Annotated in this window: 12 protein-coding genes; 8 read left to right on the top strand and 4 right to left on the bottom strand. The window is 43.4% G+C overall.

Translation table 11 applies throughout. The features are described from left to right. Positions 1-129: 129 nt before the first annotated feature. Both AK823_RS11640 and ccmA read right to left on the bottom strand, forming a co-directional pair. Positions 130-786, bottom strand: coding sequence for a heme exporter protein CcmB (locus AK823_RS11640; protein ID WP_068039454.1), 657 nt, complete (start codon positions 784-786; stop codon positions 130-132). Between the two features lie 165 nt (positions 787-951). Next, a complete protein-coding gene (gene ccmA / locus AK823_RS11645) occupies positions 952-1,581 on the bottom strand; it encodes a heme ABC exporter ATP-binding protein CcmA (protein WP_068329405.1) in 630 nt (209 codons plus the stop codon). 117 nt (positions 1,582-1,698) lie between these two features. On the opposite strand from ccmA, the gene AK823_RS11650 reads away from it, so the two are divergent. The 4 genes from AK823_RS11650 to AK823_RS11665 all read left to right on the top strand — a co-directional run bounded on the left by AK823_RS11650 (position 1,699) and on the right by AK823_RS11665 (position 5,185). Beyond that, positions 1,699-2,826 (top strand): hypothetical protein, encoded by a 1,128-nt coding sequence (locus AK823_RS11650; RefSeq protein ID WP_068330316.1) that lies wholly within the window; start codon positions 1,699-1,701, stop codon positions 2,824-2,826. 63 nt (positions 2,827-2,889) lie between these two features. Beyond that, positions 2,890-3,813 carry a YbjN domain-containing protein gene (locus AK823_RS11655; RefSeq protein ID WP_068329413.1) on the top strand — a complete coding sequence of 308 codons (924 nt, stop codon included), beginning with the start codon at positions 2,890-2,892 and terminating at the stop codon, positions 3,811-3,813. A gap of 171 nt (positions 3,814-3,984) precedes the next feature. Next, positions 3,985-4,917 (top strand): histone deacetylase, encoded by a 933-nt coding sequence (locus AK823_RS11660; protein ID WP_068329415.1) that lies wholly within the window; start codon positions 3,985-3,987, stop codon positions 4,915-4,917. Positions 4,918-4,978: 61 nt separating this feature from the next. Beyond that, entirely contained in the window at positions 4,979-5,185 is a 207-nt protein-coding gene (locus AK823_RS11665) for a DUF2905 domain-containing protein (RefSeq protein WP_068329416.1), read from the top strand. A gap of 155 nt (positions 5,186-5,340) precedes the next feature. On the opposite strand, the gene AK823_RS11670 is transcribed toward AK823_RS11665, so the two are convergent. Further along, positions 5,341-6,123 carry a sulfite exporter TauE/SafE family protein gene (locus tag AK823_RS11670; protein WP_068329417.1) on the bottom strand — a complete coding sequence of 261 codons (783 nt, stop codon included), beginning with the start codon at positions 6,121-6,123 and terminating at the stop codon, positions 5,341-5,343. 51 nt (positions 6,124-6,174) lie between these two features. After that, positions 6,175-7,602 (bottom strand): bifunctional phosphopantothenoylcysteine decarboxylase/phosphopantothenate--cysteine ligase CoaBC, encoded by a 1,428-nt coding sequence (gene coaBC / locus AK823_RS11675; protein WP_068329418.1) that lies wholly within the window; start codon positions 7,600-7,602, stop codon positions 6,175-6,177. A gap of 139 nt (positions 7,603-7,741) precedes the next feature. Between coaBC and radC the strand changes: the two genes are divergently transcribed. The 4 genes from radC to AK823_RS11695 all read left to right on the top strand — a co-directional run bounded on the left by radC (position 7,742) and on the right by AK823_RS11695 (position 15,695). Beyond that, positions 7,742-8,422 carry a DNA repair protein RadC gene (radC, locus tag AK823_RS11680; protein WP_068329421.1) on the top strand — a complete coding sequence of 227 codons (681 nt, stop codon included), beginning with the start codon at positions 7,742-7,744 and terminating at the stop codon, positions 8,420-8,422. A 373-nt stretch (positions 8,423-8,795) separates the two neighbouring features. Further along, positions 8,796-11,690, top strand: coding sequence for an acyl-CoA dehydrogenase (locus tag AK823_RS11685; protein ID WP_068329423.1), 2,895 nt, complete (start codon positions 8,796-8,798; stop codon positions 11,688-11,690). Between the two features lie 436 nt (positions 11,691-12,126). After that, positions 12,127-13,848, top strand: a complete 1,722-nt coding sequence (locus tag AK823_RS11690) for an amidohydrolase (protein WP_082785717.1) — start codon at positions 12,127-12,129, stop codon at positions 13,846-13,848. Between the two features lie 470 nt (positions 13,849-14,318). Continuing rightward, positions 14,319-15,695: a dicarboxylate/amino acid:cation symporter gene (locus tag AK823_RS11695; RefSeq protein ID WP_068037820.1), complete on the top strand. Its 1,377-nt coding sequence runs from the start codon at positions 14,319-14,321 to the stop codon at positions 15,693-15,695. Positions 15,696-15,781: the final 86 nt, after the last annotated feature.

A 15,781-nucleotide genomic window follows, 5' to 3' on the forward strand; every position in this document is an offset into this window, starting at 1 on the left:
CACTGGATAGAATCTACAAGTGACTGTTACTTATTTAACTGGCTATTATAGCAAAGTTGCCAGTTTTCAACATGCTGTTCATACAAATGGCTTTGATAAGAGAAGCAATAACAAGCCAGCCTATACGTTTTAATTTAGCCACGCCATTTTTAAGGTCATTGCAATCACCCATGGCATAACCAAAACCGAGATAATACTACCTGCCAATAATAAAGCCAATATCGGCAAACCATTAAGACCAGTGGCAAATAAATCAACCGCTCCGGTGGCAAAAATTAACACTGGCAACTGCATCGGCAAAGCAATCAAAGGCACCAGCACCGCGCCATTCTTCAATGACAGCGTCAAACTACTGGCGACCGCTGACAACATCAACAGCATTGGACTACCCGTCACAATAGAGGCCATCAATATCCACGCCTCAAACCAGCTGAGCTGAAACAATGGCACGGCAAGTAAACTGAGCACAGCCACAATCCCACTACTAAAAATCCAATGAATGACTAAGCGGATAAGCACCCATAACGGTAGCGAAGCTTTGGCAACGACCAATTGCGCCAGTGTGCCATTATCGAGAGCGGGTTTAAATAAGCCATCAACGCCCATCACCAGTGACAACAGAGCGGCAATCCACACAGCAGACACGCCAAGACGCTGCAATAGTGCAGGCTCACTACCAACGGCTAGCGGAAACAAAGTGATAATCACTAAAAATAGTACTAAAGGGTACAACCACTGTACAGCCCCTTGCTGCTTTACGTGCCACTCACGTCGCCATAACTGCATAAAGCTGATACCACGTGCAGCCGATGCGCTAACGTTCAAGCTTTTATTCGCTACTTGTACTGGACTGTCTTGCATTAGGTCTTCTTGCATGGTGCTCTCTTGCACTGGACTATTTTGTAATGGACTATCTGTCATTATCCGTCCTTTCACTTATATTTGTCGCACTTATACCATGTAATCTGACAAATCGAGCACCTGATTGGCAACGCCGACTGCCTGATGACTGGTCATCAATATCGATCCGCCAGTATGGGCAAAATCGCGCAACCTGTCTTCCATTCGTGCCACCATATCGACATCAAGTGCCGTAAAAGGCTCATCAAGTAACCATAATGGTGTCACGTCCGGCGTCAACAAATATAATCTTGCAAGCGTAATGCGACGCGTTTGCCCAGCAGATAAATGGCTTGAGCTAATCGTCTCAAAGCCCTGCAATCCCACCCAAGTGAGGGCATTATCAATATCAGCGATACTTGGGGTAATACCATATAAATTCAGCAAAAACGTCAGATTTTGCGCGACCGTAAGATTGGAATGAATGCCCAATTGATGCGAGACATATAAAGGCTGAATAGGCAGACTTGCTACGCCTTGGTAGTGAACCTCACCCGTCAGTACTGGCAACAATCCAGCCAGTTGCATCAGTAACGTCGTTTTACCCGTACCGTTTGCACCAACCAAGTGACAGATGCTACCAGCAGGTAAGTTGAGCGTGACCCCTTCACATAAAGGTATTTCACCGCGCTGAACCGTCAGCGCATCGAGCGCAAGTAAGGGTGCATCCACAGCCGTCATCAAATCTCTCATTATTTATCAAGGGCTAAGCAATATTCATCACAAACGAATACGTTGTTCATGGCATAATACTTTATGCTCACTATATCCACACAGTATAACAAATTGTCGATTACTATGACCTCAAAACCTATGCAGACTTCAAAAGATAACCAAACTCTAAACACTCAAGCATCAGACACTCAAACTCCAACGCCTCATACAGGTACTGCAACTGCTCATCCTAGCGCAAGCTTATCAGCTGCTAGTCTAACTATGGATAGCTTAATCGATGCTCAAGTCGCCTTTATGCAGCAGTGGTTACAGCAGCAAGCAGAGCCGATGGCTGTAGAGGCTTGGCAGTGGTTAGGCGCGCAGCCTCTATATAAATACGTCAGCGCCGATGATTTACAGCACCTAATTAATGACTGGCTACTTAGCCAACCGATGAGCGATGTCATGCGTAAGGATATCCGCGATATATTGCATACTGTCATTTATCATCCGGTCAATGACAACGTACCTTTATCTGAGCTGGTGGATGACACTCAGATTGAGACCCTTGCCAATTACGTAGGTAGCCATGACGAGCAGCGTAATGCCTTGATTCATACGCTGGTCGGCAATGAAACTTTTGCAGACTTGCTGACGCAAACGCTATATCACGCTATCAACGACTTTATGGAAAGCACGCTAGATAAAGCAGGTGGTGTTGGTAAACTCATGAAGCTTGGGCGCAGCTCTTTTGAGAAGGCAACCAACAGAAACCTAGATGAAAAGTTACAAACCTACTTGCATCGCAATATTAAAGACTTAACTCGCCGAGCAGAGGCCAATGCGCAAGCACATTTATCAAATGAAGAAGTCGCTCGGCTCTTGATAACAGGTTGGGGACGCATCAAAGACCAACCGATTAGCCAGCTACAAACCTACTTAAACGATGAGCCTGACCATAGCAGTATTGATCATATCGAAGCCAGCATCCAACAAAGCTATAACCGTCTGCGATTGTCGCCTTACCTGCGCAGCCTTGTCTCAGCTAGCGTCGACACTTGGTACACTAATCATCAGTCGGATACGATTGCGAGCGTAGCAGCAAGCTTATATATCGATGAAGAGGCCATGACGCAATTAAGTACCGCCCTACTTCCTGTCGTGCATGATGCTCTTGAAAGTACATGGCTTACCACTCATATCTATAACATGTTACAAGCATTTTATGCGCAACCTAACATCAAAGATGGTTTTGTATTCAGCAAAGATTAATTTGAGGTTTTAGCTTGTTTATCAGTTTTTAATATTATTCATTTATTAGTTAGTAAAACATCTATGAGTCAACATAATAAACTCAGCTTATGGCAAAAATTCAAACGGTTCCTGACTGCTTCAGCACCGAAGGCTATTGTTGATGACGCGAAAATACCGCAGCATTCGTTGTCACTTGCAGATGAAGTTAGCGTTGATAACGATACTGATATTAATAACGAAAATAATGTTAATAACGAAAATAATACTACCACTTTGCAAACTGGAACTTATGGCGCAAAGGCTAATAAAAAGTTTAGTGATAAGAAGGCCAATGATAAAAATGCTAGTAGCATAGGCTCTGCTAAAACAGACACTAGCGATTCTAATAGTATGGATAGTGCTACTGGTGACAAAAATAGCAGCGAAAGCTCTAAAGCGGACTCTTTGAATCAGACTGCTGAGCAAGACAACAATACTGACATAGCTATTGTCGATTACCTTAAACAGTATTTTAATGACAAACAGTGGCACTACACCCATTATCGGCCAAGAACCAATGACAGCCAGCAATCGCACCATTTATCCTTAAGGATGCGCAATAAACAATTAGAATGCGGCTATCTGTTTCGCGTGCAAGAGAAAAACAATCTGTTAGCGGTCTATGGGATCTTACCGTTTTTAGTGCCCGAAACTCATCAAAACGCAGCCATGTTACTTATCACCCAAATTAATTATGACATGCTAATCGGTAATTTGGAGATGGATGTGAATGATGGCGAAATACGTTATAAACATGCTATCGATGTCGAGGCAGTTGGTATTAATGATCATATCCTTGAGAATTTGTTGCAAAGCGTAATTGCCATGACTACAGTTGCTTACGAGATATTTGATGATTTAATCAACACTCAAGACCCTGCTGAAGATATGCAAACGTTACTTATAGAGCTACGTCAGCAATCCGACTCAAGAACCTTCTTTCTTCCGACTCAGTTTGTTCAATAAAAATGCTCAATTTAAAAAGTCTTTTAGTTTAGACAGTTTCTTAATTCACAAAAATCTCTTAATTCAAAAAACTTAGCAAAATATAAGTCAGTAGCTCTCATATTCCACCCCTTTATCACTTTTAATAAGAATTTCTTATCACCTTTTTCAATACCGACACAATTAAAAATTATGTTAAAAATTGCTTACTCTGAAGTTTTCCGTTATTCCGTACCTGACAAGCATCGTTTTCCCATGCAAAAATATACGATGATTCCTGAGCGCCTGCTTAGCGAAGGGACTATCACTACCGAGAATTTTTTTGCACCGAAGCGTCTGACAGAAGACGAAATCTTAACCACCCATACTGAGGACTATTGGCATAAGCTTAAAACTCAAACCTTGCCGCGCAAAGAAGCGCGCCCTATTGGCTTTGAGATGACCGAAGCGTTAGTAGATCGTGGTCGCCATATCGCTCACGCCACTTATGAATGTGCGTTATATGCCCAGCAGTACGGTGTAGCAATGAATGTCGCGGGCGGCACCCATCATGCGTTTGCCGATCATGGCGAGGGATTTTGCGTCTTTAACGATGTTTGTATCGCCAGTAATTTACTATTAAATCGTGGACAGGCGCAGAAAATTTTAATCGTTGATTTGGATGTTCATCAAGGCAATGGTAACGCCAGTATTATGGCGGATGAGCCGCGCGTTTTTGTGTTTAGTATGCATGGCGCCAAGAACTATCCTTTTCGTAAAGAAATATCTGACTTAGATATTGAGCTGGACAACAATACGGGTGATGCAGAATATTTACAGATTTTGAGGGATACGCTGCCGCGCTTAATTAGCGACGTCGCACCAGATATGATTTTTTATCAGTCTGCTGTCGATGTGCTCGCGACCGACAAACTGGGTAAACTTGGCTTAACACAAGGGGGTTGCAAGGCACGTGATGAGTATGTGTTGCAGCAAGCAAAAGCCGCTAACATTCCAGTCGCTATCGTGATGGGCGGTGGTTATTCAGAAGATATTGAAGATGTGGTTGAAGCGCACTGTAATACCTTTCGGGTCGCCCAGCAGCTGTATTTTGGTGAGATGGTTGGCTCATGTGCAGCGCATTAATAGTCGAAATAAAACCATTTAGTTAAGACGATATAAAATCAGAGCATTTGCGAGGCTTTATATGGCAAAAATATTGATAGTTATAGGCATTGTGTTGGTTATCATCGGCGTTATTTGGCTGCTGTTTCCAAGCGCGTTTTCGTGGATAGGTAATCTGCCAGGCGATATCAAACACACTTCAGGCAATACACGGGTTTATTTTCCAGTGATCACTATGATAGTCATCAGTGTCATCGCTACTATCGTATTAAATTTATTCAATCGCTAACCTGAAAAGCACTGCCTATAGTCAACTCACTTTAAAACCGAGTCAGTGCTACTGGGATAAATTTTGCGCAGCCTCTGTATCAGCAGCACGCAAGGAAAATTTATCCCAGTAGCACGTAATTATTGATGGTTCGATTCTATTTGGTACTGACTATACTACAAAAACGCCGTAATCCCCTGCCAACCCACACGTATACCAAGTACCGTGAGAATCAATAAAATAAGCTGACGAAAGCGTGCTTGCGGCAAGTAACGACGCAGGCGGATGCCGACTAAAAGCACGGCAATAGATAGGACACTCAGCAGAGTAATTAGCTGCCACTCACCACTGCTCAGCGCCATAATAGGCTCACGTAATACGATAATTTGGGCAATTTTACCCAAGAAATAGCACATATTGCCGACTTTAGCGATGGTGTTCTTATCGTTACTTGCAGACAATAAGTACATCATTAGTATGGTTGACATCGCGTTGGTGGCGCCGCCAATGACTCCTGCACTAAATCCAACGATAATCAGCACAGGCTTAGTGTTAGGCAGACGTATTTGCTTACCGAGTAATGCACTTATCACATAAAAGCCGATGACAGCCGCTAATACTAATAAAATGTAAGCACTATCTACCCACAGCAGTAGCTTTGCACCCAAAATACTACCGAGCAAGCTGGTTAACGCGAGCAGCCAATAGCGTCTACCATAATAGATAAAGTTTTGCCAAATACTACGCCCGCCACCTGCCAGCCAAGTCATCGCATTTAGCAATAATGACGGGAATATCACCAAGACAATGGCGTGTGGCAACGGATACATGCTGGCAAGCGCAGTAGTAGTCACCAACGTTACACCCAGCCCACTAATACCATGCAGCAGTGATGCGAGCGCAAAAATCACAATCAGCAATAACGTCTGGGTGCTATCGCTATCAGCCACGTCCATCATAATAGCCCTAACAGACATATCATTTGCGGCTTGATGCTAATAACTAAATGATTAACCATTAAGACGCTGCATCAGGGTCTCGCCGATAATGGTAGCGAGCTGCGCGGCAATCTTATCCTTGCTTGCTTTCTCTAATGTCACCGTATCATGGGCATAGCGCTGAGAGAAAAACACTTGCATCGCATTGTCATCGCTCGCGAAACCAATGTCTGTGCGCGATACATCGTTACAAGCAATCAAGTCCAAATCTTTAGAAGCTAGCTTACCGCGCGCATAGTGCTCTACATCTTGTGTTTCTGCTGCAAAACCGACGACAAACATATCAGGATAAGCGTGTGAAATAGTCGCTAAAATATCAGGATTTTTGACCAAATTTAGCATCATGGCATCTTGGGTTTTTTTGATTTTTTGCGGGGCAGCTTCTTCAGTACGATAATCGGCAACAGCAGCAGTGGCGATAAAGATATCAGCATGGCGCAGGTTAGCTAAGCGCAAGTTATCTAGGTTGCTTTTTAACGTTGTACTTCCTAACGCCATACTTTGCTGCTCCGCCTGATCGTCCGGCTCATGGCAGTCACAGTCGCCATGTTCGTGTTCATGACTGTGCGTATGGGAGTGATGGTGCTCATGACCATCATGTTGTTCATTTTCAATCAAATCCAGTAAAGCAGGATGTGTACCAGCAACGCATTGCTGGGCAGTCGTGAGCATCTCTGCGGCAGACAATACATCAATACGGGTGACCCCAAGCGGCGTTGGTAGCGCGACTTTACCGCCAGCGATTAACGTGACTTGTGCTCCCGCCTCTACGCAGGATTGTGCCAATGCAAAACCCATTTTTCCTGAAGAATGATTGGATAAATAGCGCACCGGATCGATTGCTTCAACAGTAGGTCCTGCGGTAATAACGACCGTTTTACCAAATAGATGCTGTGGGATAGTTTGCTGCGCGTTAAATAAGCGCACCTCTGCTAATAACTGCTCAGGCTCAGGCAAGCGCCCTGCCCCTACATCACCGCATGCTTGCTCGCCACTTGCAGGCTTAATAATATGATAATTCATATCGGCTAGCGTCTGCACATTTAGACTCACCGCTGGATGCGCCCACATTTGCTGGTTCATCGCTGGTGCAATCAATACTGGTGCGGTAGTTGCAAGACATACCGTTGTTAGTAAGTCATCTGCCATCCCCATTGCCAATCGAGCTAAAGTGTTGGCCGAAGCTGGAGCAATGACTATCAAGTCTGCCCACTTGGCAAGCTCAATATGACCCATGCCAGCCTCAGCACGCTCATCAAGCAATGAGATATGTACCTCGTTACCAGTCAAGGCTTGTAGAGTAAGCGGTGTGATGAACGCTTGCGCGCCTGTCGTCATAATGACGCGCACCTCGAACCCCGCTTTAATCAGTAAGCGGGCAAAAACAGCGGATTTATAAGCGGCAATACCGCCCGTAATAGCGAGCACAACATTTGACATAGGCGTGGCATCAATAAAAAGTTAGAAGATAAAATTGCGTTTATAGTAACAATTATGCGATAAATTGGGGAAAGTTTTCTCTCCCAATCTTATTTACTCTCTCATTTATTTAGTATTAACCCATTTTTAAGGAAAAATAGTGGCTATAAAAGACTGGCATGAAGACGATAGACCGCGTGAAAAGCTGCTGAAATTTGGCGCAGCGCATCTTACCGACGCAGAGATTTTAGCAATATTTTTACGTACTGGTACTCAATCACAGTCAGCTATCGAGCTTGCTCGTCATTTGATTGAGCAGTTCGGTAGCCTAGCAGAACTTTTAGCGGCGCCGCAAGAGTCTGTCCTTGCCTGTCATGGTATCGGCCCTGCCAAATATACACAGATATTAGCTTCGCTTGAGATGGGCACACGCTATTTAGATAGTCAACTTAAGACTGGTCAAGCGCTTGGGCGTTCACAGGCGGTCAAAGACTATATTAGTACGCAATTGCGCGGCGAGCGTCGTGAGGTCTTTGCCGTACTCTGTCTCGATAATGCTCTAAATCTATTAAACTTTGAGATACTTTTTACTGGAGGTATCTCTTCTTGTTCAGTATGCATCAAGCACGTCCTTCGCCACGCTTTGAGCCATGCTGCCAGTCAGCTAATCGTCGCACACAATCACCCTCATACTGATGCGCAGCCTTCAACGGCTGATAACTTATTAACCTATGAGCTGAAAAAGGCCTGTGATTTACTTGATATCACTTTTATTGATCACATTATCGTTGGCCGTAACGACACTTTGTCTTATGCTGAAAACTGCCTAGCACCATTTTAGTTTATACTGTCTAACAAATGCTTTGTTTTATATGAAATGCCTTAGTGAGATTGATACATATTATCGACATAGCGTAGCATTTTCGCTCTTGATAGTTTTTAAGAACTATTTCATATTGGTAGATAACTTTATTTACAATCTGTATCTTTATCGTTTATATCAGTAGTTACTTTATATTTAACGCAGTCAGTACTTATCAAATGTATTAATTACTTACTATTTTAAACCAGATAAGCGATAACATTTAAAGACAGCATAAAAAATAATATTTAAAATAGTTTGTCTAATATTGGCTTTAATCATCAAATTATTACCAACTTAGCGTTTTTTATACTTCCCAATTCCCTATTCATATTTTGCCAAGGAGACAGTCATGGCGATTGGCTTATTTATTTTAGCAGTAATCATTCAGTTAGCCGTCGTCTTGGCCATATTTTTACTGTCCTTATCGCGTGTCAGCGGTAGTATCGTTGCTATTATTACTGTAATAGTCACTGCCTTTATAAGTCCGTGGTCGTTAATTTTAGGCATTCCAATTGCGCTGCTATGTCTAGTACTGTTGATCGCCCCGATGCGCCAAGCACTTATTACCAAGCCAGTCTATAAAGCACTAGGCGGTGCAATGCCAAGTATGAGTGATACTGAGCGTGAAGCACTGGACGCTGGTACTAGCTGGTGGGAAAAAGAGCTGTTTATGGGTGCGCCAAACTGGGATACCTTTGCCAACTACCCTTACCCTGAGCTGTCTGAACGCGAACAAAGTTTCATTGATAATGAAGTTGAGACCCTATGTGCAATGCTCGATGAATGGGAAATTACTCAAGATTATAAAGATCTAACGCCCCAAGCTTGGCAATTTATCAAGGCTAACGGCTTTTTGGGTTTAATTATCCCTGAAGAGTATGGTGGTTTAGATTTCAGCTCTTATGCTCAAAGTCGTGTTATGAGTAAGATTGCTTCGCGCTCGTCAACGGCTGCGGTTAGCTGCATGGTCCCAAACTCGCTCGGCCCTGGTGAGCTTTTGATGCACTATGGTACAGACGAGCAGAAGCAACGCTGGTTACCAGGACTTGCTAAAGGTGAAGAAGTTCCTTGTTTTGGTTTGACGGGTCCTGAGGCGGGCTCTGATGCAGGCGCTATCCCCGATACAGGGATAGTCTGCTACGGTATTCACGATGGCGAGTACACGCTCGGTCTGCGCATGAACTTCTCTAAACGCTGGATTACGCTTGCTCCTATCGCAACTGTCGTAGGACTGGCGTTTAAAATGCATGATCCAGAAGGCTTGCTTGGTGATCCTATCAAGACTGATTATGGTATTACTTGCGCTTTAATACCTGCTGATCACGAGGGCGTGATTATAGGCCCACGCCACTATCCTAGTGGCTCACCATTTATGAATGGTACGGTTGATGGCACTGATGTTTTTATTCCGCTAGATTATATTATCGGCGGGGTCGAGAACGCCGGTCGCGGTTGGCGGATGCTGATGGAATGTCTTGGAGTTGGACGTGGTATCTCTTTACCAGCGCTTTCAACTTCAGCGAGCGAGATGAGTTATTTATCAGTTAGTGCCTTTTCCAAAGTCCGTGAGCAATTTAAAATCTCTGTCGGTAAATTTGAAGGTGTACAAGATGCAACCAGTCGCATCGCTAGCCAAACTTATATGCTAGAGGCATTTCGTCACTTAGTTACTTGCGGATTAAATCAAGGTGGTACGCCATCAGTCATGACTGCAATGGCAAAATATTATGCGACTGAAACTATGCGTGGAGTGGTCAATGATGCTATGGATGTCGTTGGAGGCCGCGCTATCCAAATGGGCCCACGTAACTTTTTGGCGGCTCCCTATCAAGCTATTCCAGTCTCTATTACGGTTGAAGGCGCAAATATCTTGACGCGCTCACTGATGATCTTTGGTCAAGGGGCGATGCGCTGTCATCCATACCTATTTGACGAGTTGCAACTATTACAAAGTGAGGATAAAGAAGGCGTATTAGAGCAGTTTGATAACTTATTCTTTAAGCATTTAGGTTATACCTTTAATCGCGGTGCGAAAGCCTTTGTCGCAGGTTACGTTGGTGGTAGTAGTCACGCTCCAAGCTTTGCAGATAGCTTTACCCGCCCCTACTACAAGCATATCAACCGCTTAAGTGCTAGCTTTGCCCTCACTGCAGATATGGCCTTAGGACTGCTGGCTGGTGACTTAAAACGCAAAGAGATGCTCTCTGGACGCTTAGCTGACATTCATGGTCATTTATTTATTGCGACTGCTATTTTGCAGTTTTATGAGCATGGTAGTAAGTCAGAAGCAGAACGTTTACATGCAGAGGTCGCCCTACAAGATAGTCTATGCGCTATTCAAGAAGCTTTCGTCTCGTTCTTTGCAAACTTTCCTCATCGGATGGCAGCCAATGTCGTTAGCTTTGTGACGTTCCCTAGTGGACGTATCTTTACGCCAGCAAGTGATGAGCTCAAGACCAGATTGGGTGATACCTTTATGGATGATCATGAAGCCAACCCATTCCGCGATTATCTCAAAACGATGGTGTACTACAACACAGATCCTGATGATGTTACGGGTCGTATGGAACACGCTTATCAGACGCTGCTTGAAGTTGAACCATTATGGCACAAGTTCAAAAAAGCAGAGCATGACGATAGTTTTGAAGGTTTGACCTTTGAAGACCATGTGGTATATGCAAGTCAAAACGGTGATATTACTGAAACTGAGGCTGAGCAGCTCATTAAATATAATGCATTGCGCTTCGATTCCCTCCTTACCGATGTGTTCGATGAGCACCTATTGCATGCACAAGAGCGTTTTAATCCGCATAGTTTAGAAAATGCGGTACACCAGCTTACTGATTATGCGCAATTGAAAAACGATGCCCAAGCTAGAAACGGGGTATCAGTTGATGACACGCTAACCGAAGATACTGAGCCTACTGGCGATGACAATCCAGACCACGGTTATGAGGCAGATGGGGATGTAAAAATGGTCGATGAGCAAGATACAGCTAAAGAAATCAGTGCCCAAACTGACTTTGATGAGTCGCATCCTGAAGAAGAATCTCTTGATCACCGTAGCCGTGATGCGGAGTCAACGCTTAGCGAACGTATGGGCTACAATCATAGCAAAGGTATTGATAAACAATCAGATTCAGTGGAAAGCAAACCAGTTGACAGTGATAAGGTAGAAACTGACTCTACAGAGGGTTCTAAGTGGCAAGATGGATTACGTCGCGAAGAAGATGACAAAGCATAACGATTATGCTTAAAGCCCTTTTATAAACTTTAACACGTTATCCCTAATCGACTCATAGCCTATTAATACTATCGCAAACAAGACTATCGAAAGCAAGATTACCTTATAATGGTAATTTTGCTTTTTTTATGGCTCTTTATAAGGTAGTTAGTTGAATTATAGAATCATTATTGAAAACGATCCATTTGAAAGCAAACTGTCATACGAAACCAAATCCAAGCCTTTGTTTTTTTATTGTAAAATTCATTAATAAAAGTTAATAGATGACTGATAACGTTAAGATAATATGATAAATTAAAATTCTTAGTCAACGGTAAAGGAATTCTAATGATGAAAAATATGATTTTGCTTGCTGGTGCAGCGAGCGTCTTAACCGCATGCGCGGTACACCCCCCCCCCAGCAAGCGTGAGCGCGCCTAAAGCGTTGGTGGCTGACATGATCGTTACCAATGCCAAAGTAGCGGTGATGGATGATGAGAGAAGTACTGCCGAGGCGATTGCGGTAAAAGATGGCAAAGTATTACGTACAGGTAGCGATGAAGATATCCTACGTTTACGTAGTAAGGACACGCAAGTTATTGATGCGAATGGTAGAACGTTGATTCCGGGTCTTAATGACTCACATCTGCATGTGACGCGTGGTGGTCGTTTTTATAACACTGAGCTACGTTGGGACGGTGTTAAATCATTGAAAGAAGCTTTGCGAATGTTAAAAGAGCAAGCGGATAGAACGCCTGAGGGTCAGTGGGTACGTGTGATTGGTGGCTGGTCACCGCATCAGTTTGAAGAAAAACGCATGCCAACTATTGAAGAGATTAACGAAGCGACGGGTGATACCCCTACCTTTGTCTTGTATTTATACAGTCGCGGCTGGCTGAATGAAGCAGGTCTAAAAGCTTTAGATATCGATGAAAATACTAAGCCACCCAACGATCAAAGCCGTTATGAAAAAGATAAAAACGGTAAGCTGACGGGTGTACTTTTGGCTGAACCCAATGCCATGATTTTGTATAAAGTGATCGGTGCATTGCCAGCTTTATCTAAAGAAGAGATGATCAACTCGACCAAGCACTTCAATCACGAGCTAAACCGTTTTGGTCTCACCAGCGCAATTGATGCAGGCGGTGGTGGTCATACATTCCCAGAAGACTATGAAGCGTCTAAAGCCCTAGCAACTAGTGGTAATTCTTCATTGCGCATCTCATACTATTTATTCCCGCAAAAAGCAGGCGAAGAGCGTGCCGCCTTTGAGAAGTGGATGGCGAACAACGAAGCCTCTGTCAATGAAGATATAGCACATGAGCACGGTTATGAATTAAAAGGTGGCGGCGAGTATATGACGTGGGCAGCCGGTGACTTTGAGAACTTCCTCGCACCCAAACCATTTATTAAAGACAACGAAGGCTGGCGCGCGCAAACCAAAGAAATCATTCAAATGCATGTGAATGAGGGCTGGCCATTTAGACAGCATTCAACCTATGGTGAAAACACCAAGCTCATCGTTGATTTGGTAGATGAGATTGACCGTGAAAACAACGGCAAAATCCGTAACGATATGCGCTGGGCCATTGATCACGCAGAGACGGTGAACGATGAGACGTTGAAAGAAATTAAACGTTTAAATGGCGGAATCTCTGTTCAAAACCGGATGTCGTATGCTGGTGAATACTTCGTCGAGCGTTATGGCAAAGAAGCGGCTAGTACTGCGCCACCATTCAAAAAGATTTTTGATATGGGTATCCCGCTAGGTGCTGGTACGGATGGTACGCGAGTATCAAGCTATAACCCTTGGATTGCTTTATATTGGCTGAGCACAGGTAAGACTGTTGGGGGCACCCAGTTGTATGGCAAGGACAATGTATTATCAAGAGCAGATGCTTTGCAAGTGTATACCAAAGGCAGTGCATGGTTCTCCAATGAAGAAAAAGTAAAAGGCACGCTAGAACCTGGCATGTATGCAGACTTTGTATTGCTATCTGATGACTACTTCACCGTACCTGAAGAAAAAATCAAAGGTATCGAATCCGTATTAACGATTGTAGATGGTAAGCCAGTTTATGGTGCTAAAGAATATAAAAAGTTTGATCCAAAATTGCCTGCTGTTATCCCAAGCTGGTCACCAGTGAAGTATTACGGTGGCTTTCAAAACGCGAAATAAGTTGTTGAGGTAAATAATTTTGTCTTATGTAGAAATCGGTCTGTGCGCAGGCCGTTTTTTTTGTTTGAAACTTCCTCATTAATATATTAATCCCTACCTTATAAATATGAAGTCAGTAAAATTGAATGCAATCCACGCTGGATCGTCACTCTCATAACGTCATCTACATGGCCTAAAAGCCATTCATAAAAATTTTGTTTCATATCAGAAACAAACCGTTTAGAATAAATAATAGCTATTTTCTGGGCACATAGCTTTTATAAGCTGTCATGTCGATAGGTAAATATGACTTGAATGATAAAAAAATCTTGCAGTGCCCCTAACAATTCTTTTATATTGTCCCCCAAAACATGAGACTAGAAAGAATTTAATAGGCGTAACAGGGCTCGTGATGAGAGCAGTGGTTATAATCATATTGATTTGAATACCCAGCTTATTACTGAGAGTTACGTACACCAAGGATGTAAGTTATGTGGAAAAATATGGGACTGACGGGCAAGATTATCGTTGCCATGGTGCTCGGTATTATACTGGGTTTATTTATAAATTATTCCGGACTAAACGCTGAAGGCGGCTTTGTTAATACGTATATTACCAATGGCTTCCTTGCTATCATCGGTAAGCTATTCGTTAACTCACTCAAAATGCTAGTTGTACCTTTAGTATTAATCTCTCTTATTTGCGGGGTTTGCGGTATTGGTGACATCCGCTTGCTTGGCCGCATTGGTACCAAGACTTTTCTCATCTATATGATGACGACAGCATTAGCTATTGCGACGGCCATTGGACTGGGTATCGTGTTTGGCATTGGTAAAGGCATGAACGTCGAGACCGCAGCAGAATTTGAAGCGGCCTCAGCGCCACCACTGCTTGATGTATTCTCCAATATTATCCCATCCAACCCTATCAGTGCGATGGCAAATGGCGATATGTTATCCATCATTTTCTTTGCCGTTCTAATCGGTATCAGTATCTTGATGGTTGGCAAGCCCGCTAAAGGTTTGGTACAGAGCTTGGAATTAATCAATGAAGTCATCTTAAAGATGGTGACCATCATTATGAACCTTGCTCCTTATGGTGTATTTGCACTGTTGACCAAAGCCATGGCAGAGCTGGGTTTAGATCTTATTTGGTCATTATTGGGTTATGTTGCCGTACTGGTTGGCTCACTGGCTTTCCATTTCTTTATTACGATGATGATCGTGCTCAAGCTATTCTCAGGTTTATCAATCAAGACCTTTTTGGCAAAAATGCGCGAAGTTCAGATTTTTGCATTTAGTACTTCAAGCTCGAATGCCACCATTCCGATTACCTTGCGTACAGTCACCAAGCGTATGGGTGTTAATAACTCAGTCGCTTCGTTTACCGTTCCTTTTGGTGCAACCATCAACATGGATGGTACGGCTATCATGCAAGGGACAGCGACCATTTTCATTGCCAATATTTACGGTATTGATTTGGGCGTGACCGAATACCTGACTGTTATCTTAATGTCGGTATTGGCCTCTATCGGTACCGCTGGTGTACCGGGCGTTGGCTTGATTATGCTATCTATGGTATTTGCCCAAGTCGGCTTACCTATTGAAGGTATTGGCCTTATCTTAGGTGTGGATCGTATCTTAGATATGTTACGTACCGCAGTAAACGTTGGTGGCGATGCAGCAGTGACCGCTATTGTGGCAAAATCAGAAAATAAAATGGACGTTGCTATCTATAACGATCCTAATGCTGGTGCCAAAGACGTATTTGATGGTCATATCGATGAAGACAACGAGCGTGCGTTCTCTGAAGTCTTTAGCGATGGCCTGATGGGTAGTGAGTACGATGATGTTGATCGTCGTCGCTAACCCTTAACATTAAATAGATATAAAAAACCTCAGTCAAATTGGCTGAGGTTTTTTGTTGGGATAATCCACATAAAGATGTTGTACAT

The sequence above is a fragment of the Psychrobacter sp. P2G3 genome (assembly GCF_001593285.1).
Taxonomy (GTDB): domain Bacteria; phylum Pseudomonadota; class Gammaproteobacteria; order Pseudomonadales; family Moraxellaceae; genus Psychrobacter.